Source organism: Bacillus sp. SN32, from assembly GCF_002837495.1.
GTDB lineage: Bacteria > Bacillota > Bacilli > Bacillales > Bacillaceae > Bacillus > Bacillus subtilis.
Genome location: NZ_PJCT01000001.1, coordinates 890,084 through 914,229, shown reverse-complemented (window position 1 = coordinate 914,229; position 24,146 = coordinate 890,084). Strand labels below are relative to the sequence as shown.

The window sequence follows — 24,146 nt, the reverse complement described above, 5'->3', positions numbered from 1 at the left end:
TCTCAGCGCTTCACCAATTCATCTGTTTCTTTTTCTTCCCTCGCTTCATGTTTCTTCCGGAAAGCCTTAAGGAAATTCGCATTCACTACTCCCCTGTTTGAATAGAGCTTTTCGCAAAATTCTAACATGGCTGTTGACGCTTTCGGTTCGGTTAATATCATGAAGTGGTTGCTTGAATCGACATCCACCAGGTGGAAATGGGGAATTTGCCGCTCCCATTCCTCCCAATAGGCAGCTTGATCAAACGGTTCTTTTTCATTTGATAAAGTGAAATAAGTGTCTAAATCACCAAAGAAAGACCTGCTTTTGTTGCGGAAATAATAACATTTTATCGTCTCAGGATCAGGGAGAGGCTTAACAGTGTACGACTCCAAATCATAGGCGCGCTGTGTTTTCATCATTTGCTGAGCCTGCGCACGTATTTGCTTATCTGGTTTGTTTAGCCCTCGTTCTTTTGCCAAGTCAATCAACTCAGACAGGAATTCTTCATCCTCTAAGCTTATGTCCACCTCTTCACGGCTGATGAGAACATCCGTAAGCTTTTCCCGTTTCGCAATCGATGCCAGCATCGTATTAATTGTTTGCAGCATTGACGTTTTCATAGATGCCTCATTCTCTTTTGTCTCTGAACGATATGGGGAGTCAATCATCACCATGCTTTTGACAGCAAGGCCTTGGCTTTGCAGCTGGCGTGTGACTTCATATGCAATCATCCCGCCTAAGGAATATCCGCCTACATCATAAGGACCTTCAGGCTGTATGGATCGAATGATCTCTATATAATAGGAAGCCATTTGTTCAATTCCGTGCAAAGGAGCATAATCAGTCATGAATCCTCTGGCTTGAATGCCGTAAAAAGGGCGCTGGCTCTTTTGTGCAAATTGCTGATAGATTTCAACTCCTCCTACTCCGCCATGGAACCAAAAGACAGGGCGCCCCCGCTTGCCGTCATTTAACGGTATCAATTCCGGAAACGTGCGAGCTTGATCATTTTGTAAGGATGTATCCTCCTTTTTCTTTGCGATCAAGTCCATCATGTCCTGAACAGTATGGCATGCTTGAAGCTCCGTCAAGGCAATGAGAGGGTCCACCTTTGATTGCAATTGCTGTAATAACTGTATGCAAGAAATTGAATCAAATCCATACTGCTGCAATGGCTTATGAGGCTGCAGTTCACCCGGAACCATCCCTAGTACATTTGCTAATATGTGATGATCGCTGCTGTTGTTGATACGCTCATCCTGTGAAACAGAAGGCGTATTCTCTACTGCTTGAAAGCCGTTCCAGCAGCTTCTCTTTTCAAATGGATAGGTTGGCAACGGTATTCTGCGGGCACCTTTTCCTTTATAAAGCTTCTCCCATGGGATTTGCACCCCTTTTGTCCAGCAAAACGCGATCTTTTCAAGGTTGTTTTCAGACAACAAAGTCTCGATCACCATTTCTCTTAATGGACCATCCAGCAAGGCTTCGAGATCTGACGAGCCATTTTCTGCATTTCCGCTAAAGACAGGTACAGAACTCTTCGGCTTATCGCCTTTTTCCGCAGCTAAGCAGGCTTGCAAGCCGATTACCAGTTCTTCTTTACTGCGGACAACGAGCGCCAGGCGGTCTTCCATTTCCTCTCGGCCGGATTGGAGTGTATAAGCATAATCTTGTAATGACAGTACTTGTTGTTTATTCACATAGTCAAGCTGCTGTTGAACAATTGCTTTTAGCCTGTCTTGATTCTTTGCAGAAAGAACCACAATGTGGGCACCATTCTCACTCATACTAAACGGTGGTTTTGGTAAAGGAATATATTCTTCTAAAATGACGTGCGCATTTACGCCTCCAAAGCTATAGCTGTTGATACTCGCTCTGCGCGGAATTTTTTTGCCTGCATCGTCACTTAAATCCCCCCATTGCTGATTTTCGGCAGTCACTCGGAAACGGGTGCCCTTTATTGACACCTGGTCATTCAAAGACGAAAATCCGGATATGCCTGGTATTGTTTGATGCTTCATCGCCATGCTGACCTTCATAAGAGCAGCCATACCGGAGACGAGTTCACCGTGTCCGATGCTCGGCTTTAAGCTGCTGATATAACATGGCGCTTCCTCCCGTACTTCCTGTGGAAGTTCCAATTCGAGCTGACTGCAGCCTGACTTTAACGCCTCTATTTCTATCGCGTCTGCCAATGGAGAGGCGATCCCATGCGCTTCTATATAGGTCACCGTTTTGGGATCAATTTGCGCTCCTTGATAAGCCTTCAGCATTGCATCCTTCATGCCGGCCGGATTTGGCGCGTGAAGTGACATTCCCCTGCCGCCATGCGATACACCTGAACCTTTAATAACCGAATAAATATGATCAGAATCTTCAATGGCTTTTTGCAATGGTTTAATGATGAGAACTCCTGCTCCTTCACTTCTGACAAAGCCATTTGCATCTGCTTGAAAGGATTTGGCCTGTCCTTTCTCACTCAAATAGCCCATTGAGTCGAAGCCAATAAAGCCTTTTGGTGAAAGCAGCAAATTCACAGCCCCGACAATGGCTTGCTCACATTCGCCGTTTCGAATGGATTGTATAGCTCTGTGCAAAGCCACTAGAGCTGAGGAACAGGCAGCTTCATAATATTCACTTGGCCCTTTTACATCAAGTGCATAGGATATACGGTTTGGAATTAGGGAAGGAACTACAGCTGTATCCGTATTGCCGGCTGCGACAAATACTCCTGTCGGGCGGCTGGATACAACCTGCCCTGTTAAGCCTGCATCTTCCATCGCCTTCCATGCATGTATCAAGAGCAGAAACTCCTGTGGGTCCATATGCGCCGCTTCTTTAGGCGATATGCCAAAAAACAGGGGATCAAACTCACCTATTCCTTCTATAAAACCGCCCCATTGAAGGCTTGATTGCCCTTCCTTATCGGCTGCGGCATATTTGCGCCAGTCCCAGCGTTCTTTCGGCACTTCAGAGACACAGTTCTTTCCTTGGATAAGGTTATCCCAAAATTCCGTTACGCTGTTTGCTTTCGGAAACTGTCCCGACATGCCGATAATGGCTATGCCGTCTGCCGCGTGTTCGATTGTTTTATCCGTGTTCGTCTCGTATGCCGGAATCTGTTTCATTTGGTTTTCGATTTGAGCTGGGCGTTCTTCCTGCTGATTAGCTTCACCAAACAGCTGAGCAAATGATGCTTCATGTTTGTCCGCAAAAAAGTCGATTAGCTCTTGAATAGTCGGATACTCAAAAAACAGAGTCGGATTTAATTCGATCTTTGTCTCTGCTTCCATCTCCCTTGTCAATGCAACCAATTGAGAAGAATCGATTCCAAAATCCATGATATGCGCTTTTGCAAGAGACAATTTTGACGGATCGGCCATGTTTACTGCCAGTTTATCTGTTACATAGCTTCTGATACGATCTTTCAGATTGCTGGCTTTGATGGCCTTATTTTGATTTCCTCTTTGATTCGAAATACGAAGCTGTTTAAGCGAGTAGCCCGAGTAGTGCAGCACTGTTTCTGACGACTCATTGATCACATCTACATCAAACAGCAGCATGTCACCTGTATTCTTAACCAATGTAATCAAAAGCCAGCAATCCTCTTTTATCGTTTGCTTTGTAAACTGGATATCATTGATTCCAAACGGCAGGAAGCCGCCTGTCATGTCAAACTGCTCTAAGAAACTGAGGATAGCCAAGTACGCGCTGTTTGTCATCAATGGGCTTACAGTGTAATGGTGCCCGTTTGCCGGCCCGCTTTGGGGCAGGCGAATTTTTGCCAGTATAGATTTGTGATCTCTGTAAAGATGAGTAATTGTCTTAAATAACTCTCCCCATTCAGGACCGTTTCCGGTTTTATACATCTGATCGATGTGATGAAGCTTAGTTAATGAATGCTTAACGTTCTCGATATTGACTTTTTTGGGCTCAAAAGAACCGATTCCGCATTGTCCGATTGCGGCAGGCTTCCACAAACCGGAGGACGGCTCGCGATACATGATTTGCAGTTCTATGACTTGATCTTTTTGCAGCGGCTTTGCCTGAAGTTCAATGGTCTCGCCTTGTTTGATGACAATTGGACTGATATAACTTAATTTGCTGATACGGCCGCTGTTTTCCTCAGGGAACAGGTTAAAAAATGCTTCAATGGCCAGACTGCCATATGTGGCACCGACAAGCATCCGTTCATTGTTGAAGACGTGTCCTTGAACGTAAGGCTCATCATAAGTGAATTGGTCTTGAATGACCGGCTGATTGATATTGTCTTCAACATCTGACGATTTCTCATTGATAGACGATACATCGAAATGAAATGATGTATTATGGTCAAATGCATAGTGAGGCAGATGAACCCAGCCTGATCGGTTCTCTCTATCAGCTTCTTTAAAAGTAATCGATGCCCCTTGTGCCCATTGCTCTGCTGCGTTTATTTCTCTATCCTTAGATGCTGATTCCGGACATGGCTGTAAATCGAATGATGTATAGATGCCTTGCTGGAGTGAGCTTTCTCTTGATGTTCGGAACACCTTTAGTTTCTCGATCAGCTCTTGAGTCGATGTCACTGTAAATGCAGCCCTATGCTCTAAATTATGGTTTCTCCTGTGTAAAGCCTGTACAACGGGTTCAATATCCAGAGAAGCTTCCTTCTCTAAAAACAATTGCATATTTTCTAGATAGCTAAGCAGGCTCCATTTTGTTTTGGCTGAAAAAACGGCAGTGAATTCCTGCTGGCGGAGAGCGATATGTTCTTTCTCAGGGGCCGTCTCCATATATTCTTCTATAATAAGATTGGCATAGGCTCCCCCCGCTCCGAAGGAATTGATCATGCTTCTGCGAGGCAATTGTTTACCAGTTTCAGGATCATTCAAGCGATGCCATGGCTCTGTTTGTTCCTGAAGATAGAAAGCCGTGTGTTCCAGCTTAATATTTGGATTGACAGGCATCGCGTTAATTGTCGGCACCATCGTCCCTTTCTTCATCTGCAGCAGCACTTTTGTCAGCTGAGAAATACCGGAAGCCGCCTCTAAATGCCCCAGATTGGATTTGACAGAGCCTATCGCACAAAACTGTTTCTTGTTTGTATATTGTTGAAACGCGTTTGTTAAGGCAATTACTTCAATAGGATCGCCTAGCGCCGAACCATTTGCCGCCGATTCAATATAGCCGATAGTCTCTGGATCAATGCCCGACTGCTGAATCGACTTGACAATTAACTTTGCTTGCTGCTTCGGATCTGGAGCTGTATACATCTGTCTTCCGCCGCTATGGTTAGCAAAACTGCTTTTGATCACAGCGTAAATATGATCCTGATCTTCCATCGCCTTTGAAAGCGGTTTTAACAGGACAGCTCCGACGCCTTCCCCGGGAATAAGCCCGTTTCCTGTGCCAAAACTTTTGCTTTGATTGCCGCTTCCCAGCAGATTGGCACGCTCCAAAGAATCATATTTAGAGAGATCGAGTGTTAAATTGACGCCTCCAGCAATCGCCATTGAGCAGTTTTTCAATTTCAGGCTTTCACACGCAAGATGTATGGCGTTTAATGAACTAGAGCATGCTGAGCTGACAGCGATACTCGGTCCGGTCAGGTTAAAAAAGTGGGAAACGCGATTTGCAATGTGCCAGTCTCCCCCATTTGAGCTGAGGACTGCCTGCTCTAAAGATGGGATATTCCAAAAATACTGGTTATACATATTCCCTATAAAAACACCTACTCCGTCATCATCCCGCAATTTATCCAGCCGGGTTCGCGTATAGCCGCCGTCCTCAAACGTTTCCCAGACGGTTTCTAAACATAAACGGAGTTCCGGTGTCATTTCCATCACCCGGTTTTGCTCCACCTCAAAAAGCTGATGGTCAAATGCCTCTATATCTTGTAAAAATCCGCCATAGCGTTTCTTATTTGCCGGCTTTTTTGGATCTTTTGATAATGTTTTCAATAAAGATGTGCGCCATCTGGATTCCGGTGCCTCTGTAATACAATTGTCTCCGGCGATTAAATGCCCCCAAAGCTCTTCTAAACTGTTAGACATCGGATAGCGCCCGCTTACCCCGATTATTGCGATATCTTCTGTACTAGAATCATTAAAATGTGTTCCTTGCAAATTACTTGTCTTTTCTTTTTTTGGTGGTTCGGTATTTGCTAGCTGAGTTTCAGTGACTTCCTGCTCTGTAACAAAGCGGCGTGTATGAAAAGTAAATGGCTTATTAGGATCTGTACGCTCTGTTTGAAGTGGAGCTTCATTTTTTGCAGGCTTCGTTCTTTCCTTTAACAATGCTGTCCGGAGCTTATTTTCATGCCCCTTTACTAAATATTCGACGAGTTCTTTTGTGTTGTTATGTTCAAATAAAATGGTTTTTGGAAGCTCTCCCGTCACTTTTTCTAATTCACGAATGAAATTCACCTGCAAAATCGAATCAATTCCATACTTCTCAAATGTCGCATCTTCGTGAATACGTTCTGGTGATAGTTTGATTGATTTTGCCAGCGTATGCTTCACAAATTGTGCCGTTTGTTCGATGAGAGAATCGCTTTCCTGTGAATGATCGATTTCAGCATTCATTTGTATATGGCTTGGATCTTCTTCTGCCCCCGTTCTCTTCTTTTGACGGACGACTCCGTTACTTTCAGCGGCAATGATCTGCTGGCCGAGCTGATGCGATTGTTCAGCCATAAAGGAAACATAGCGAAATCCTTCACTCTCAAGCACCGTTTTCCAAGTATCCGGATACAGGCCCGGACAGCCCGGTATGCGAAGATCAGGGTCCTCATACAGCCACCAGCCTTCCAAAAGGCCGAACGTCAAATGCGAGTATATATTATGATCACTTATTTCATTTACAAGGAGCAGCCCGTTTTTTTTCAAAACTGCTTTTGCATTTCGCAATGTCTGCCGGATATTTTTTGTGGCATGAAGCACATTTGCCGCGATGACCGCGTCGTAGCCTCCCGCATCAATATGCTGTTCAGACGCCGGCTCCTCGACATTAAATCGTTTATATGTCAAATATGGATTGTCAGGACCATACTTATTTTCTGCATGCATTAAAAAAGCTTTAGACAGGTCTGTATAACAATATTCTTTTATATGTGTCTGCCATGCTTTCAATTTTCGAAAAACAGCCGCGCTTGTCCCGCCGGTCCCGGCTCCGATTTCTAATATTCGAATCTTCGCCTCAGGCTCTTGCTTCAGACGTTCTTGCAGATAGGCTGTTAACGTATCTGCAAGAACATCATTAAAATAGTCTGCGACTTGATTGTTTTTATAGACCCCTTCTACTAAATCCATAGATGAATTCGGAAACAGGATATCGGTGGCTGACGCCTTGCCGGTCAGAATCTCCGGCAAGGCTTTAAGTGCTGTCTCCACCAATGTCACCATGGCTTTCATATTATGATCTTGAAGCAGGTCAGATTTTTGTTCATTCCATTCTTTCCACAGCTCGCTCATGGTGCCTATTGAACGTGTTGGAACATATCCGTTCTCCGTTCGCTTGAGAAATTGATGCCGTTCTAAAATCGATTGGCTTTCTTCAAACCATCTGCCATAGAAATTCTCCAATACCGGCTGGGATTTACTTTCTGTGAAAAACCCTATGGACTGTAATTGTGCGAAAAGCATTTTACAGAGAATGTCTTCTGTGTTCAGCATTGGCGCTCCCCCTCCTATAACAGTTGTTGAATCTTTGTGCTGTCACCCGGGTGATAGCTTCGCAGCTTTTGAATGGCTGAGCCGTGAGTTTCCGGGTACACTTCAATCGTTTCTTCTGTCTGTTCCGCTTCATCATTCGTTTCGTTTGCCATTTTCATCATCACTAGCTGCTTCAGCGGTCCCCCGAGCAGCAATTCCAAAGCTTCCATTGCTTCAGGGGCTTCAATTGAGCCTATGCCTGCCTGAGCCATTCTCTTCTGGTAATCCGGTGATGAAACAACACCAATGCTTCCCCAATAACTCCAATTCATCACGGCTACTGTACAAGGCCATACTTGAGAAAGCCGTTGTGCAAAAGCATCCTTAAAACTGCAGCCCGCAGCGTAGTTGCTTTGTCCGGAAGCTCTTGCAAACGATTGTACGGAAGAGAAAAACAAAACAAAATCCAGTGGTTCATGCCGGAAAACTTGGGCCATTCGCACGCTTACATCAACTTTTGCAGCAAGAACGTTTCTGAAACATTCCTCACTCATATTCATCAGGCTTCGGTCTTGTAAGACAATCGCAGAATGAATGACACCGTTGATTTCTCGATGCGTTTGTTTCATTGTTTCATACGCGCGTTCAAATTCCTCTCGGTTAGCCGCATCTGCTTGAATGTAATACGGGGCTGGCCCTAGACGTGCAAGTCTGTCCAGCTTGCTTTGAATGGCTGCATCCTTTTTCCTTCTGCCAATCCAAACGATCTGCGCCTGATATGTTCTGATCATATATTCACTCCACGCCTCACCAATACCTCCAGCTCCGCCTATGACAACATAAACGCCTCCGTGCTTATACTTCGTGTGCACCGGTTGATTGTTGTGTACTGGAATTAGACGAAGCTTATGCCAGACCTTGTCTCGATAGGCCCACGTATTCCCTTCTTGATCGGCAGGCAAGGAAAGGAGTTGAGATAACGGCAGATCTTCGTATTTTTTAACATCGATCAGCTTTGTCTGCCAATTTGGATATTCTTTTGACATTGAACCGATCAGGCCGTGTACCCCGGCATCGACCGGGTCGACAATATCATGCTGATCAACATATTGTGTATTCACCGTCACGACCGTCCAGCTTATCTCCTTCTGTCCATAGCCTAAAGAGAGCATTGCCTTAATGAGCCTATACATTTGAATGACGCCTTGATCTTGGGCTTCAATCATTTCATCGCCGACTTCGCACTCTGTCACACGAGAAGGAGACATCCACACGATGTGGTCAAACGATCCGAGTGCTTCAAGCTGGCCTGCAATTCTATGAATTGATGCGTTCGGCTCAATGGACAGCTCCTTGGCAAACGGGATCTGCCTTTGAACAGCTTTTCTGCTGTTGTCATCCCCTCCGAGGATGACAACACGCTCATCAGCAGGCGAAATGATCCTCTTCTCCAGCTGCACTCGATCCCATATCGGCGCCATAAGAAGCGCTCCGTTAAGAGTTGCTTTGGAGTTTCCTAGTGATGTCGGCCCGTCTGGCGGTTGTATGCCTTCTTCCAGCAGCCTTGAGGTAATCCCCTTGATTCTTACACACACTCGGCCTTGTTCATCACACAAATCAATATCCAGTCTCTGTATTTTGTCCTCATTAGGACGAGATGTCACAGACACCCACATTTTATTTGTACACGGGCTGAATATTTCTAGCTCTTGCAGCGCAAAAGGCAGAGAAAGCTGCTCGTCACCGGAATTCAGCTTTAGCCCGATCGACGCTTGTAAAGCAGAATCGGCCATACTTGGATGAAGAACGAATTCATTCAGTGTGTGAGTTACACCAGCAGGCAGAGAAAGCTCTGCCAAGGCTTGATTGCGGCCGATGTAAAGCCGATCTATCCCTTGAAAACCAGGTCCGTAGTCAATGCCGATCGCCTTAAACAATTCATAACACTGGTCGTGTGAGAGTGTGCTTAAACTGCATTGATCTTGAAGCACGCTGATATCCTGGACTGGAATGTCTCCTGCCCCACGGATTGAAGCACTGCCTTGACAATGTATCTTTCGATCATTATGTGCAGCCTCTGTATAGACGTTAAAAGCAATCTCGCCGTCCTGCTGGGGATTTAGACTGATATCCACTTGCACAGGCTGGCCGTCCGCCACAATCGGCTGCACCCACACAACATTTTTGATGTGAATAACAGATTGTTGATCTTCGGTTCTTCTCACTGCTCTTGTAACGGCAGCATGAACCATCTCAAGATATGCCACGCCCGGCATAACCGGTTTTCCCTTCACCTTATGATCGGCGAAAAAGAACTCAGCACCTGTAAAGGCCGAGCTGAAACGCTGCTCTGACAAATCAGATGTGTTGACATGTATCAATGGATGCAAAGCTGCTGATTCGACTGTTTTTAAAGCTGTTTGATGGGCGGCTGCCTCCTCTTTCGTATCCGTTATCCAGTAGCGTTCTTTCGCAAATGGATAGGTAGGGAGGCTTATGCGTTTCGGCTGTTTGCCGTCATACAGTTTACACCAGCCTATTTCCATGCCTTTTACCCATAAATCAAGCAGTCTTTCATATATGTGAGGCTCCCAGCTATTGTTGAGCGTTTTCTGTACTTCGTCATCTGATCTCAATGTTTGTGCGATACCTTTTTCTGCTCTGCCTCTGTACATGTACTTCACATTGGTGCCCCCTTCTATAAAGAGGTTCAGTTTTTCCAGCAAGTCCCCAGTCGAGACAGCGATGATCCCTAATCTCTCCTCCATTGCATCACGCCCCTCTTGGAGTGTATAAGCAATATCAGTGAGGTCACGAGCAGTGATAGATCGCTTGCTGATAAAGTCTGCTAATTGCCGGGCTTGGTCTTTCAGACGACCTTCATCCTTTGCCGACAAAATAAAGATGCCCGGGTGCTGTGCTGTCACAGCTGGTGCTGTTGCAGGATGGGTTGTTTCTTTCGGAATATATTCCTCAATGACCACGTGGGCATTGACGCCGCCTATCCCGAACGAACTGATACCTGCGCGGCGCGGCAGCTCTCGGCCGGCTTCATCACGAAGCGCCTGCCACTCTCTCGATTCCTGCACAATATAAAACGGGCTGTCATCCAGTCTGATATATGGATTAACAGTTTCACTGTACAGACTTTTGACAAGCGTTTTATGCTTGAGCTGCAATAACACTTTAATGACACCCGCCACACCGGCCGCCAGCGATAAGTGACCGATGTTTGTTTTCGCTGACCCAAGTCCGCAATGGCTGCCATGAACAGCCGGGTCCCCCGTTTTTTCATACAGCTCTTTAAATGCCGCTTTTAAGCCGTTGATTTCTACTGGATCGCCCAGCTCGGTTCCAGTCCCATGCGCTTCAATATAAGTTACGGTTCTTGGATCAATTCCCGCTTTTTCATATGCTGTTTTTACGACATCCGCCTGAGCTTTCGGATTAGGAGTCGTTAGAGAATTTGCGCGGCCACCGTGGTTTACCGCACTTCCTTTAATGACACCGTAAATATGATCACCGTCTCGTTCAGCCGCTGTCAGCTTTTTCAGAAAGAGAATGCCGGCACCTTCACTGACTGCGAATCCATCGGCTTTGTCAGAAAATGTTTTGCATCTTCCTTCTTTGCTCAGCGCCCCGGCTTTATCATAGGCGATATGGCCTTGCGGAGTTACGACCGTGTTGACCCCTCCCGCAATCGCCATTTCACAGTTTCCATTTTCAATGGCGCAAACCGCATGATGAATGGCGACCAAAGAGCTTGAGCACGCAGTGTCGATCGGTTCACTCGGTCCATGAATGTTCAGGAAATAACTGACTCTATTCGGTCCTGCAGAAGGACTCATATTCGCAGCCGCTGAGCCTTCGATGTCTACATTTGACAGAAGTGAACTGTACCCTGTGTTTCCTGTCCCGATGAAGATGCCCGTTTTGGTTCCTGCCAGGCTTCTCGCTGAGTGTCCCGCTTCTTCTACCGCCTTCCACGCATAGGTCATTAACAGGCGCTGCTGAGGCTCCATCTGCTCAGCCTCCAGCGGAGATATGCCGAAGAACAATGGATCAAAGTCAGCTACTTCATCAATAAAACCGCCCCATTTGACGTTTGTTTTATTCGCTTCTTTCAGAGGGTCCCCGTAATACTCCTGCCAATCCCAGCGGTCTTTTGGAACCTCTGTAATACAATCCGTGCCCAATGACAGGTTCTTCCAATATTCCTCAACGTCTTTTGCCTTTGGGAAAACGCCGCTCATCCCAACAATCGCAATAGGCTCAGGCTTGTGATCAGCTTCCTTTTGCATTGGTGTTACCGAAGGTTTTACAAAGCGGTTTTCAGTCGAAAACGTCATATTTTTTATATTCTGTTCGACAGGCTGCATCAGCACCTCAGCTTTGGCAGGCGTTTGAGCTGTAAAAGCATTTGGATATTCTTCTGACAGAAACCCTGCAAATGCATAAACAGTTGCATGCTCAAAGAAGATCGTAGGCGTAAGATCCAGCTTGTACTTCTCATTCAGTGTATTTGCGAATTCAGTTAACGTAATCGAATCAAATCCATATTGATTAAACTCCATGTCCGGGTCAATCTCTTCAGGTTTGATTTTGAGCAATTGAGAGATTGTTTGCTTTAAAACTTCTTGAATGTGGTCAAACATATTCCCTTGATCCATTCTTGATTCAGATGTCACCGGTACATCATCAGAAGACGGCTTTTGAGTCAGCTTTTCCCTCATCATGTCTTTGATTCCTTCCATGACGATGACTTGATCTTTGCCAAATGCCAAAGCTTTATACAGCGCTTGAATGCCGGTCTCGGTCCGCATTGGAGTCACACCTGTGTTTTTCAACGTCATGTTTTCAATTTCTTTATTCGCGCGCATGCCGCCTTCTTTCCAGAGCGGCCAATTGATTGACAACGTTTGTCCGTGCCTGTACATGGCGGTTACAAGCGCATTCCGATAAGCAGCATAACTGTCCATAAATGCATTAGCCATTGCATAATCGGCCTGTCCCGCGCTGCCGGCAACACTTGATATTGAAGAAAAGAGGATAAAGAAATCTAACGCAAGATGCTCGGTTGCCTCATCCACATTCACAAGCCCTTTCACCTTAGGAGCGAGAACTTGTGTCAGCTCTTCATTGGTTTTGCTCATAAGATAGTTATCTTTAATCAGCCCAGCGCTGTGAATGACACCATTCAAGTCTTCGTAATCAGACGTAATGCTTGTGATAAGCTCGGAGGCTGCTTCGGTTTGTGTCACGTCAACCTGCCTGTATTCTGCGCGAGCCCCTAATTGCTGAAGTTCGTTAAGCTCCGCCTGCTGATCCGCATTCAACGCGGATCTGCCTGTCAGAATGAGCACAGGCTGTTCGGCTTGACGAGCAATCTCTTTTGCAAAAATAAACCCAAGTCCTCCTGCGCCGCCCGTGATGAGGTATACACCTTTATCTCTCCACGGCATGCTTATTTCCCGATCATCTATTTGCATTTCATCCAGATCATTGATGTACCGTTTGCCTTTTTCATATTTGATGTGCTGATCTTCTGTGTGCCTTTTATTCTCTTTCAGTTTTTCTATCACACTTTCAATATTTTCATGTGAATCGATTTCAATCGTCTGGCCGATTAGTTTTTTATTCTCCAAGCCGGCAGTTTTAAGGAGCGCCGATAGCCCTGAGAATGAGTACTGCTTTCTTTGTGCAGAGGTAAGCAGCTGGATCAGAACATTGCCCTGAGGTCTGCTTTTGAGAAGACCCTGAACCGTCTCAAGCGCTTGTTCGGCATAATCTTGGAACCTCTCTGCAAGTCCTTCGCGGAATGACTCCAAAACGATGCATTCCGCTCCTGTCAATCTTGATTCAATGCGGTCTTTTGAGAGGCCATTCATGTCACAAAGCATGACAATGTGCCGTTCGTAATGAGGCTCAGGACTTTCTTTTTTAAAATCCTTAGGCACCCATTTTTCTTCAAACATCAGGGTTTCCAGCGTTTGATCAGATTCCGCCGATCCAGAGCCGCCTTCCGCTGCTCTGAAAGATAATCCTTTCATCCGTACGCAAACATTGCCGCTCTCATCTAAAATATCAATATCGCGCTTTTGCACCTTATCAGTTGCCTTGCTGCCTTGGCTGTATCTTGCGTATACCCACATTTCTGACGAACATGCTCCGAAGACTTCAAGCTCCTGGACCGCAAAAGGCAGTGTCAGCTGGTTATCCCCGGCGCCTGTCAAAATGCTTGACGCCTGCAAAGCAGAATCCATCAGCCCAGGGTGCATTTTGTATTGGCTGAGCGTATCTGCAGCTGACGGATGCAATGACAATTTTGCCAAAACAAATTGTTCAGCTGTATAGATTTTTTTCACTCCGCGATAAGCAGGACCATATTCAAATCCAATCATTCGATAGGTGTCGTATACTTCGTTTACGCTGAAATGGCTTTCCTGACACTGCTCCCGCAGAGATTGCAAATCAACCGCCGGCAAATTTTCAGCAGGATTCAATACCGCGCTGCCTTGACTGTAGACGATTGACTGTTCGCCAGTAACGTCTGAATGACCATAGATTTCATAAGAGATCTCACCATTTTCTCCCGGTAAAAGCCTAATGTGTACTTGCTGCGGCTGATCCTCTACAACAATAGGCCGCACCCACACCGCATTCTTTAGCTTCATGGTACACGGTACACCTTGTACCTCTGCGGCCTGCTCAACAGCTGCCCGCGCCAATTCAAGATGAGCCACTCCCGGCAAAATCCGTTGGCCTTTCACAACATGATCAGCAAGGAAAAACTCTTCTCCCGTATAAATAGAGCTAAACCTTTGTTCCGAGAGATTCGATGTGTTTTGATGCATTAATGGATGCAGCACGGCTCCGCCAAGGCGGGAGGCTGCTTGATTTGCATCAATGCTGCCGCTTTTTTCAATATGATCAGAGATCCAATAACGGTCTTTTGCGAAAGGATACGTCGGCAAGCTGATGCGCTTTGGCAGATTCTCGCCATACAATTTCGTCCAGTCTACATCAAGCCCTTTTACCCATAATTCAAGCAATTTTGCATACTTTCCCCGTTCCATCCATTTCTCGACGGCTTCTTGAATCTCTTCGTCCTCTGTCAGCATTTGGAGTGTGCCTTTATCAATCCTGCCTTTAAATACATCCTCCACACCGCTTTTCTCCGCTGCAAAGTCTTTTAACTTTTGCTGTAAATCCTCAATGGAACCGGAAATAATCCCGAGACGTTCTTCCATCGCATCCCGTCCGGCTTGCAGTGTATAAGCGATTCGGGCGAGATTTACGTCACTATATGTTTGCTTATCAAGCGCATCTGCCAGCTGCTGTGCATGTTCTTTTAGCCGCGCTTTATTTTTAGCCGATAAAACGAAGATACCCGGATGTTCCGGCGTGATGGATGGTATATTCTCATCGGATGCTTCCGGAATATATTCCTCGATAATCACGTGGGCGTTTACCCCGCCGATTCCAAATGAACTGACACCTGCCCGGCGAGGAAGCTCTTCTCCCCGTTCATTTTTCAGCGCTTTCCATTCTTCCGTTTCCCGTACGATATAGAACGGACTGTTTTTCAGCTGAATGTATGGATTCACGGTTTCGCAATGCAGACTTTTCACTAAGGTTTTATGCTTAAGCTGCAATAATATTTTAATAACTCCTGCTGCACCGGCTGCCAGCGATAAGTGGCCGATGTTTGTCTTTACAGAACCTAAACCGCAGTAAGGATTGACTGATGTGTCTCCTTCATTTACACCCAATGCTTTAAAAGCTGATTTCAAACCGTTAATTTCAACCGGGTCTCCAAGCTCCGTCCCGGTTCCGTGGGCTTCAATGTAGGTCACGGTTTTCGGATCGATTCCCGCTTTTTGATATGCCGACTGAATAACATCTGCCTGCGCCTTCGGATTGGGAGTCGTTAAAGAGGCTGCACGGCCGCCGTGATTGATTGCACTGCCTTTTATGACTCCGTAAATGTGGTCTCCCGCTTCTTCAGCCGCTTTTAATTTTTTCAGGAACAGTATGCCGGCACCTTCTCCATGCGCAAAACCATCGGCTTGATTTGAAAACGTCTTGCATTTTCCTTCTTTGCTCAGTGCTCCCGCCTTATCAAAGCTGATATACACCTCAGGAAGGATAATCGTATTTACACCGCCGGCTAATGCCATGTCACAAGTGCCTTCCTCAATTGAAGAGATGGCATGGTGGATCGCCACTAGTGAACTTGAGCACGCTGTATCAATCGGTTCGCTCGGCCCGTGCAGATTAAGGAAATAACTGACCCGGTTCGGACCGACCGATGGGCTCGTATTGGCTGCCGCTGATCCTTCTATTGCCGAGTTCGCTTTAGATAGAAGAGAGCTGTATCCTGTATTTCCCGTTCCGATGAAGACGCCGGTCTTTGTGCCTGACAACCTTTTCGCCGAATATCCTGCATCTTCGATCGCTTTCCAGGCGTAAGTCAGCAGTAAGCGCTGCTGTGGTTCCATTTGTTCAGCTTCACGCGGGGAAATGCCAAAGAATAATGGATCAAAATCTGCAATACCGTCAATAAAGCCGCCCCATTTCACGTTCGTTTTATTGACTTCCTTCGCCGGATCACCTTCATATTCACGCCAATCCCAGCGATCTTTCGGGATTTCCGTCATGCAGTCTTTGCCCTCTTTTAAGATGTTCCAGTACGCCTCAACATCTTTCGCCATAGGGAAAATCCCGCTTATGCCCACAATGGCAATTGGCTCAGGCCCTGCATCACTCTGTATGGCGTTTGGCAGCATGACTTGCTGCTTTCTGCGTCTTTTAGCTTTGGCACGCACGGCTTGTTCCTGTTTCGCAGCAGGCTGAATCTTAGCCGATGCAGCGCGCACAGCAAATGTCTTCGCAAATACCGATTGATACTCTTCTGACAAATGCTTGCCAAACGCATGAATCGTCGGGTGGTCAAAAAATACGGTTGGCGTCAGCTCTAACTGATAGGCGCGATTGATATGGTTGGTGAATTCAGTCATGGAGATAGAATCAAAACCATACACCGTCATCTCGGCATGATCATCAATCGTTTCAAGCTTGACCTTTAACAGCTTGGCGATCTCTCGCTTTAACATCGCCTTTACTTTATCCAGCAAACTGTCTGTATCAATGCTATTTATTTGTTCAGTCATGTGTTCTGCTTCCTTCTTTTCCATAGGTGCGGAGGCGTTTTTTGCCAGCATGTTTTGTTTTATTTTCTGCACATCGCCTTCGATCACCATTACTTGGTTTGCCTCTGAATGAAGTGCTTGATATAATGCCTGAATTCCTTTTTCCGCCCTCATAGGAACAATACCGGCCAGTTGTACAAGCCTTTTCTCAGTTTCTTGATCGACCTGCATGCCTCCATCTCTCCATAAAGGCCAGTTTACAGAAAGCGTCTTCCCATGCCGCTGGCTGAGGTCGGCAAGCCGATTTCGATAGCCTGCATACATATCCATAAATACATTGGCTGCCGCATAGTCAGACTGGCCAATGCTCCCTAAACTTCCTGAAAGAGATGAAAAGAGAATAAAGAAGTCTAAAGGCAAATCCTTGCTCGCTTCGTCTAGATAAACAAGCCCTTTTACTTTAGGCGCCAGTACATCGTGCAGATCTTTCGCCTGTTTATTAACCAGGTAGCTGTCCTTGATGATTCCGGCACTATGAAGAATACCGTTCAGACGGCCATATCTTTTTTGAATGTCGTCAATGAGCTGATAGACTTCAATTTTATTGGTAACATCTGTTTGCCGGTAGGTGATGTCAGCCCCCTTGCTATGAAGCTCTTCCAGCTTTTTGCTTTTGCTTTCGCTAAGAGGTGAGCGGCCCGCCAGAATGACTGTCGCATTTTTCGTTTGTTCCGCAATTTCCTTTGCAAAAATATGACCTAGTCCGCCGGCACCTCCTGTAATGAGATAAACGCCATTGTCTTTCCACGGTTTGCTGCCGTCTCCTTTTGCCTGTTTGATTTCACGCCAATCAGCAATATACCGTGTCCCGTTTTGATATTTGACATATGAATCGCTGCTCATTTGATTTTCTAACAGTTTGCCAGCAATGCTTTCTCCACTTTCTTCACTGCTGACTTCAATCATTTGGCCGGTTAGTTTGGCATTTTCCTGACAAGCTGTTTTCAGCAGTCCTGTCAACCCTGAAAACAATTGCTGTTCTCCCTCGGCAGAGGTCACGATCTGAACGAGAATGCCGTCTTTCGGTTTCGTACGAATGATCTCTTGTACCTTTTTAAACACTTGTTCTGTATAAGAATGGAAACGCCCATCTACTGAAGAAGGCCTTGCTTCCAGGCTGTATACATGGACATCCTCGATGGCTGCTTCAATCTGTTCTCTCGTCTCATTGTCATATTCACAGAGGAACACGAGATGCTCTGCATATTTTTTTGCAGCTAAGCCGTCAGCAGCCTTTTGTTCTTGCCAAACGGGCTGAAACAATAAAGTTTCAGCGTTGATTTTTGATGGTTCGGTTTGTATATCTGCCTCCATCACTCTCGTCGAAAATCCTTTCAGCCGCACGCAGATCATGCCATGCTCATCGCATAGGTGAATATCGACTTTCTGTATCAAATCTCCTGGTTTGTTTTTCGAGTTGAATTGAACATAAACCCACATATCAGAAACGCACTGACGAAAGACCTCAAGTTCCTCCAGGGCAAATGGCAGTGCTGCCTTAAAGTCTTCAGTGTCTGAAAGTTCCGCTCTGACGACATTTTGCAAATATTCAGCCGCCTGTAACGCCCCGTCCATTACACTTGGATGAAGAACATAATCGCCCAACGTATGTGCAACAGATTCTGGCAGTGATAATTTGGCAAGCAGCTGGCCGTCGCCTTTATATACGGCCTCTACACTCTTGTAACCTGGACCGTAATCGGCGCCGATCATCCCTTCATAAAACGAGGCAGCATCCATTCTGCTTTGATCAAATTGTTTCTTGATCTTAGAAAGATCCAGTGCTTTTTCTCGCTTTAACTGAATCAATTCCGCTATACCTTGGTTATATACAACTGGTTCTGCATCAGCGGATTCCGGCTCACCATACATCCGATAAGCAATGTGTCCGCCATCTTCATCGTAAAGTCCGATATTTACCTGAACCGGCTCACTTCCTGCTACAACCGGGCGAACCCACACGACATTTTTCAGCCTGATTCCAGTTTCATGATCTTCCAATCCGCCAATTCCTTGTTCTATAGCGGCTCTTGCCATTTCAAGCGTGACCGCCGCCGGCAAAATCGCCATGCCTTTAATGATATGCTCGGCAATAAAATACTCTTGTCCTGTGAAAATGGAGCTGAAACGCTGCTCTGACAGAACCGATGTATTATGGTGCACCAAAGGATGCAAACGAGATGGTTCAATTGTTGTGATAGCGCCGGTGCTGCTTTCAGGCCAGTATCGTTCTTCGGCAAAAGGGTATGTCGGCAAGCTGATGCGGCGTGGCTTTATATTTGGATAGAGCCTGCGCCATTCAACGTGAAAGCCATTTGCCCACATCTCGGCAATCTTTCTCAATTCTTCTTTTGATATCCGCGATGAAGCCATATCATCTGCTTCAGCATTTCCAAGCAGCTGTTCAGCGGATGTCATTCTCGTTTTTTCTCCTTGAATACAGCCTTCTGCGAGCGGCTTTCCAGTCACAAAAGCTTCCAGCTGATGTTTCCACTCTTCCAGATCGTTCACTATAAAAACGATCCTGTTATCCATTGCTTCACGGCCGACTTGGAAGGTATATGCAATATCTCTTAAAGAGAAATGCCTTTGCTCGTCTTGACTGATATAGGACAGCATTTCCTTCGCGTATACTTGGAGCCGTTCACTATTTTTTGCTGATATAGGAATGATGTAAGGCTGATTGCCTTCGTTTTCGGTACCTGCATCAGAAATGTTTTCATATTGCTCAAATATTGCATGGGCGTTAGTTCCGCCAAGGCCGAATGAGCTCAGAGCCGCCCGATGGACACCTGCGTGTTTCTCTAACGATTTTCGTTCACGGACAACATAAAAAGGAGAGCTTTCAAACTTTATATCCGGATTCGGCTCCGTACAATTGATGGTCGGTGCAAGTTCATTATGGTATAAACTCATCGCAACTTTAATGCATCCGGCTAACCCCGCAGCTGTATCCAAATGGCCAATATTCGTTTTCACTGAACCAATTCCGCAAAATTGTGTTTTGTCGGTGTATTGCTTGTACACTTTATTTAGAGCAGACATTTCAATAGGATCGCCTAATTTCGTTCCCGTCCCGTGTGCTTCAATATAACTGACCGTTTCAGGATGGATCTTGGTTGTATCCAATACATGCTGTATCACTTCTGTTTGGCCTTTTACACTAGGCGCATAGAAGCCTGCCTTCTCTGCCCCATCATTATTGATACCTATTCCGCGCATAATGGCATAAATATGGTCTCCGTCTTTTACGGCATCCACAGCTTTTTTCAGCAGGATGACTGCTACGCCTTCACCTCCGGCCATTCCGTCCGCCGAAGCATCGAACGCCTTCACATGCCCGTCGCTTGAAAAATTCAACCCGTTTTGGTGCACGTAGCCGATCGCTGATTGTGCGTGCAATGTTGCGCCTCCGACAAGCGCATATTGTGATTCGCCCGATGTCAGGCTTTTGTATGCTTGATATAAACCGACTAGTGATGAAGAACAGTTAGAATGAACAAAATAGCTTGGCCCTTTTAATCCGAGCTTATGTGAGATCATTGTGGGAATGGTTCCGCTTTGGGCTAAAACCCATGAGACATAGCCATCCGGTGATTCATGTCCTTCTGTTGTCTCCTTCGGCAATAACGTTCTATATGAATTGCTGCTTGCAGACATATATACACTTGTTGCCGGAATCTCCTTAGCCACATATCCTGCATCTTCAATCGCTTTCCAGGAGTGCAGCAATAAGAGGCGGAGCTGAGGGTCCATATACTCAGCATCTTTTGGCGAGATTTGAAAGAAACCGGGATCGAATAAGTCTTTCCCTTCGATCACAGATTGCACAGGCACATAGTCAGGATGCTGTATCAATTCTTCGGGAACTCCATTTGCGCGAAGCTCTTCTTCAGAAAAGAATCGTATGCTTTCTTTGCCTTCTTTGATGTGGTTCCAGAAGTCATGATGATTTTTCGCACCCGGGAACTGGCAAGATATCCCCACAATCGCAACACTGTCATCAAAATAAGGGGGAATCTTCTGTTCTAGGTGTTTTCTATCTTTTTTGATATCATAATGATCTTCATTTTGTGTCCCGGCTAGATCTGAGTTTTTCATCTCCAAAATGTATTCACTGATTGCACGGATCGTGGAAAACTCAAACAGCTCAGTAACATGAAACTCACAATCGAATTCTTTTTTGATTCGTTCAGCCACAGCTACAGCCAGAAGCGAATCGCCGCCCGCATCGAAAAATCCGTCTTCCGGCCCAAATCCGCTGACCTTGAGCGTTTCCTCCCAAATGCGCAGCACCTGATCCTCTATTTCCGTTAATTGCAAGTGATTTGGTTTCCTTCTGTTGAACACGATCTCGCGTTTTTCTAATTCTTTACGGTTCACTTTTCCGCTGGGCGATAATGGAAGTTCATCTAAGCGGATAAAGTGTGAAGGTATCATATATTCAGGCAGACTCGATTTTAGATGAAGGCGCAAATCTTTTGGATTGGCAGAGGCATGTCCGCTTTCCTCTGTATAATAAGCAGCGAGCTGTTGATGGCCCTCCAGCTGCTTCACCACTACCGCCTGATCTAAAATGCCCGGAAATTCACTCAGCTTTGTTTCTATTGCGCCCAGCTCGACGCGAAAACCGCGTATTTTGACTTGGCTGTCAATCCGTCCCAAGTATTCTATGTTGCCGTCAGGAAGCCACCTTGCTGAATCACCCGATTTATATAGCTTCGTCCCTGGTTCAAAGGGATTATCAATAAATTTTTCAGCCGTAAGCCCCGGCTTTTTAAAGTAGCCTCTTGCCAAGCCGGCTCCAGCGATGCAAAGCTCACCAGGCTTTCCGATCGGGACAGGCTTCAAATGCTGGTCCACAATATAAATTTTCGTGTTGGAAACAGGCTTTCCAATCGGTGTATGGTGACTTGCGATATCTCCTTTTCCGCATCCGAAATACGCAGCGTAAATGGAGGCTTCCGTCGGTCCGTATATATTTTCAACACGGCAGTTTGTAAAGAGCGATACCGTCTTTTTCACTAATTCTTTAGGGAAGGCTTCACCTGCAACCATCATATACTTCAGCGGACCGTCCTCTGTGAATCGCTTGTTGTCTTTCGCCATTTCTAAAAAAACATGCAGCATGGCCGGCACAAAATTAATGTGAGTCACTTTATATGTTTCAATATAATCCATGCAAAGCTGCGGTGATTTCTCCCCATTAGGCGGAAGAATCACTAGACGGCCGTCTCCAATAAACCATCCGAATAATTCTGAGATCGATACATCAAACACATAGTTCGTCTTCAATAAATATGCATCCTCAGCCGTTACAGGATAGTGAGATTCAAGAAAATTCAGGGTATTCATAATGCTCCGATGCTCTACCATAACCCCTTTAGGCTCTCCGGTGCTTCCCGATGTATAAATAATATAAGCGAGGTGTTCCGGTTTTACTTCCCGCTTTAAACCGCTGCTTTGCTGGTCTGTATAACCGTTTCGGCAAGCTAACTCGATATTGATCGCTTTTACATGGCTGCCAGTTAATCCGCTGATCCTATCATGAACGTTAGGTTGGGTGAGGACAATGGATGCCTGACTGTCTTTGAGCATGTACTCTAATCGTTCTTGCGGAAAACTTGGATCTAACGGCACATACGCTCCGCCAGCTTTCAGTATTCCTAAAATTCCGATGATCATATCAAACGAACGCTCTGCACAAATGCCAACGGGCTGTTCAGGTCTAACACCCTGATGTTGAAGGTAGACTGCCACAGATGTGCTTTTTTCATCTACTTCTTTATATGTAAGTGATCTGTCTTCAAACATCACAGCAACCGCATCAGGGGTTTGTTTCGCTTTTTCCTCAAACACCTCATGTATACACTTGTCATTTGCGATGTTTGTCCCTGTCGCATTCCATTGTTCCACCAAATTAGTTTGTTCTTGATTTAATCGCAAAGAGTAGGCTTCAAGCGGCAAAGACGGGTCATCCATCATGTGTTGCGCGAGCTTCATATAGTTCTCCATCATGCTTTCAATGGAGGACAGTTCATACAAATCAGGGTTGTACAGAAGATGAAGCACTGTTTCATTTTCTTGCTCATATATTTCGAGCGCCAGCTCAAATTCACCCTCTTGCCGAATGTCTTCAATATATTCGATGCCAAGCGTTTGATACGGTTCGAGCACTTTTTGCAAGCCTGTTGCCTGAAAAAAGTTTTGGTACAGAAAAGCTGTTTGAAAAACCGGAGAATCCGCGGCCGAGCGGTCTACATTCAGCTCTCTTACCAATGCAGGGAACGGAAACGCCGCATGATCCAGGCCGTCAGCCACTGTCAGCTGCAGTTCCCGAATAAATGCTGTTAATGGCTGAGATCCGATATTCTTGCTCCGAACAGCCATCATATTGATAAAATAACCGATTAGGGTTTCAAATCTGTCTTCTTGCCGACCCATTGTCGGAACGCCAACAATGATATCCTTTTGTTTTGTATAATGATGCAGCAGTACTTTGTAAATGGAGAGAAACACAACCGATTCATTCACATGATTGGTGCAGGCAAACGATTTAATTTGATTTCTCAGGTGATGGGGGAGCAAGCTTTTATAAGCTTGCCCCTTGAATTTTCGTGCTGAAGACCGCGGACGGTCAGCAGGCAAATCAAGAACTGGCAGACTCCCAGACAACTGTTCTTTCCAGTAAGCGAGATGCTCTTCCCCTTCTCTGCCAGTCAGCATCCGTTTTTCCCAATCGACAAAATCGTAATAATCAGCCGTTAATGGCTGCTGCAAGGGCTCAATCCCATTCAGCAATTGTTGATACGCTTCGAATAGCGCCGATATCAATGTCAGCATCGACACACCATCAAATATGATATGGTGAATTGTTATAAGAACAATGCATTCTTCTAACCGATGAAAAAGGTGTGTGCGCCATAACGGACCAGCATCCAACTGGAAAGGTTCTTTTGCTTTTTCTTTTAGAAAAGGAAAGATATCTGCTGATTTCATTGCTGATATATCCTCTTCCACAAAACAAAGATCCTTTGATAACTGAACCGATTGAAATGGAACGCCATTCTCTTCTTGAATCACACTGGCTAAGACCGGATATTGTTTCTGTACAAACAGAAGGGCTTTCTTGAACGTCTCTGCATGTATTGGTTTGCTGAAGCGAAAGCATAAAGGAATATTATATGCACTCATCCCAGGAGACATTTTTTGAAGCATCCACAGCCCTTTTTGCCCTTCTGAAAGCGGGCTTTTCAACTGCCGCTTCATGCCTTTAAGATGTTCTTCCACCTCAGAAATGGTTAATTCTCCTGATCTG

General features: G+C 45.6%; 2 protein-coding genes. Both read right to left on the bottom strand.

Annotated elements, in window-relative coordinates; translation table 11 throughout:
* Window positions 1–2: 2 nt before the first annotated feature.
* Window positions 3–7,637: a beta-ketoacyl synthase N-terminal-like domain-containing protein gene (locus tag CW370_RS04550; protein ID WP_101169500.1), complete on the bottom strand. Its 7,635-nt coding sequence runs from the start codon at window positions 7,635–7,637 to the stop codon at window positions 3–5.
* A gap of 14 nt (window positions 7,638–7,651) precedes the next feature.
* On the bottom strand, window positions 7,652–24,097 hold the full coding sequence (locus CW370_RS04545; RefSeq protein ID WP_101169579.1) for a non-ribosomal peptide synthetase: 16,446 nt from the start codon (window positions 24,095–24,097) through the stop codon (window positions 7,652–7,654).
* Between the last annotated feature and the right edge of the window lie 49 nt (window positions 24,098–24,146).